The organism is Kosmotoga sp. (genome assembly GCF_982836095.1).
Genome location: NZ_CEYIHJ010000132.1, coordinates 3,672 through 5,585, shown reverse-complemented (window position 1 = coordinate 5,585; position 1,914 = coordinate 3,672). Strand labels below are relative to the sequence as shown.

3 protein-coding genes are annotated in these 1,914 nt (G+C 38.9%); all 3 read left to right on the top strand.

Going from position 1 to position 1,914, the window contains the following annotated elements:
* Window positions 1–47 precede the first annotated feature (47 nt).
* Entirely contained in the window at window positions 48–701 is a 654-nt protein-coding gene (locus AC3LHT_RS08410; protein ID WP_488662573.1) for a metal-dependent transcriptional regulator, read from the top strand.
* Between the two features lie 6 nt (window positions 702–707).
* Complete coding sequence (locus AC3LHT_RS08405; protein WP_290646439.1) at window positions 708–929, top strand: FeoA family protein; 222 nt, start codon at window positions 708–710, stop codon at window positions 927–929.
* A gap of 1 nt (window position 930) precedes the next feature.
* Window positions 931–1,914, top strand: a 984-nt coding sequence (locus AC3LHT_RS08400; protein ID WP_488662572.1) for a FeoB small GTPase domain-containing protein, incomplete at its 3' end; no start/stop codon positions are given.

The following is a 1,914-nucleotide window of genomic DNA, read 5'->3' as shown; positions in this document are numbered from 1 at the left end:
TAAAATATGCTAAAATATAGGCAAACCTATATTTTAGAGGTGATACTATGGTGATCACTCCCGCTTTGGAAAATTACATTCGTGTTCTTTATGATTTGCAGGCATCTGAAAAAATGCCAAGAGTGAAGCATATAGCCAAAATACTCAATGTTAAAGTACCCACTGTGGTCGAGAGCATAAAGAAATTGGAGAACATAGGGGTTTTGGAGCACGAAAAATATGGCTATATTCGACTAACGCCAAAAGGAATTGCTTTGGCAGAAAAAATACACAAAAATAACAGAATAGTCTATGAATTTGCAACCAGGCTTTTAGAACTTCCATCAAATGAAGCACAAGATTTGGCATGCAAGCTAGAACACATAAACAACCCACGCCTTTTTGCTGCTTTTTCTGTTATGATGAGTTTTTTTAAGGAAGATCAGAAATTGAAAGAGCGTTTCCTGTCTCATCTAAAGAATAATGAGGAGGTGTTTGCTTTGACTTTGGCTTCAATCGAACCCGGAAAAACAGTGAAAGTAAAAAAGCTAAAGGGTTCCAGAACATTTCAAAGACGTTTAATGAGCATGGGTGTTATGCCAGGAGTAGAAGTCCACATAGAAAGAATTGCACCTCTTGGCGATCCGATTGAAGTAAAAGTAAAGGGATACAGGTTGAGCCTTAGAAGAGAAGAAGCAAAAGACATTTTAGTAGAGGAGTGACTATACATGCCATTGAGTTTTGCCAACCCTGGAATCTATAAAGTCAAGTCAATAAATGGAGGCAGAACGGTGTCAAAGCGTCTCACAGATATGGGTTTGAGAATAGGGAGCGTTTTACAGGTTGTTTCATCGGATTCTTTTGGCCCTATAATCGTTCAAATAAACAGCACAAGGCTCGCACTGGGCAAAGGGATAGCGCGCAAAATCATCGTTGAGGGGGCAGGTTGAAATGAGAGAAATAAAAGTTGCTTTAGCAGGCAACCCCAATGTTGGTAAAACGGCTATTTTCAACTGTCTTACAGGTATGAAGCAGCATGTGGGAAATTGGCCAGGGGTAACTGTCGAGAAAAAAGAAGGTTCATATGTCTACAACGGATTTACTTTCTCAGTCACTGATTTGCCAGGGATTTACTCACTTTCAACGGTTTCCATGGATGAGAGAATAGCAAGAAGATTTTTAGCAGAAGAAAAGCCTGATGTTGTTGTTGCGATTATCGATGGCATGAACTTAGAAAGAAATCTTTACCTTGTCTCTGAACTCTTAGACCTCGGTGTAAATCTCGTTTTGACGGTTAATTTTATGGACGAAGTCGAAAAAAACAACATGAAGATAGATATTCAAAAGCTCTCTAAAAGTCTTGATGTTCCAGTTGTAGGTACTGTTGCTATCAAAGGACATGGAGTTCAAAAATTGAAGGATGAAGTGCTGAATATTGCTCAAGCAAAGACGATTCCGATGATCAAATACAGCGATGAATTAGAAAGGTATATACAACGGGTCGAGGGAATATTGAAACTCTTCAACGTAAAATCAAACACCAATTCACGATTTCTGGCTTTGAAACTCATCGAAGAAGATCCTGAGATTTTCGAGCAGATAAAATCCAAAGTAAGCGATGCCAAACGCTTTTCGCAATTGTTAAATGAGGTACTTTCAGATATTGAACAAAAGCACGAAGACTCTTCAGTTTTTGTTGGCGATGAAAAATTCAAATTCATTAAGAAGATTCTTAGAAATACTGTAGAAGGCAGCGGCAAAAAGTCTGAAACTTTTACAAATACGATGGACAAGATTTTTACCCATCGCATCTGGGGCCTTCCCATTTTATTTGGAATAATGTACGCTGTCTTCCAGCTCACTTTCACATTTGGAGGCATTTTCGCCGACTGGTTGGATTCCGGAATGGGGCTTTTAAGTGACTGGGTACAAAAC

What these genes read in the sequence shown, in the direction of transcription:
- AC3LHT_RS08410 (WP_488662573.1), top strand. Translation starts at nt 48, where the DNA reads ATGGTGATCACTCCCGCTTTGGAAAATTACATTCGTGTTCTTTATGAT.
- AC3LHT_RS08405 (WP_290646439.1), top strand. Translation starts at nt 708, where the DNA reads ATGCCATTGAGTTTTGCCAACCCTGGAATCTATAAAGTCAAGTCAATA.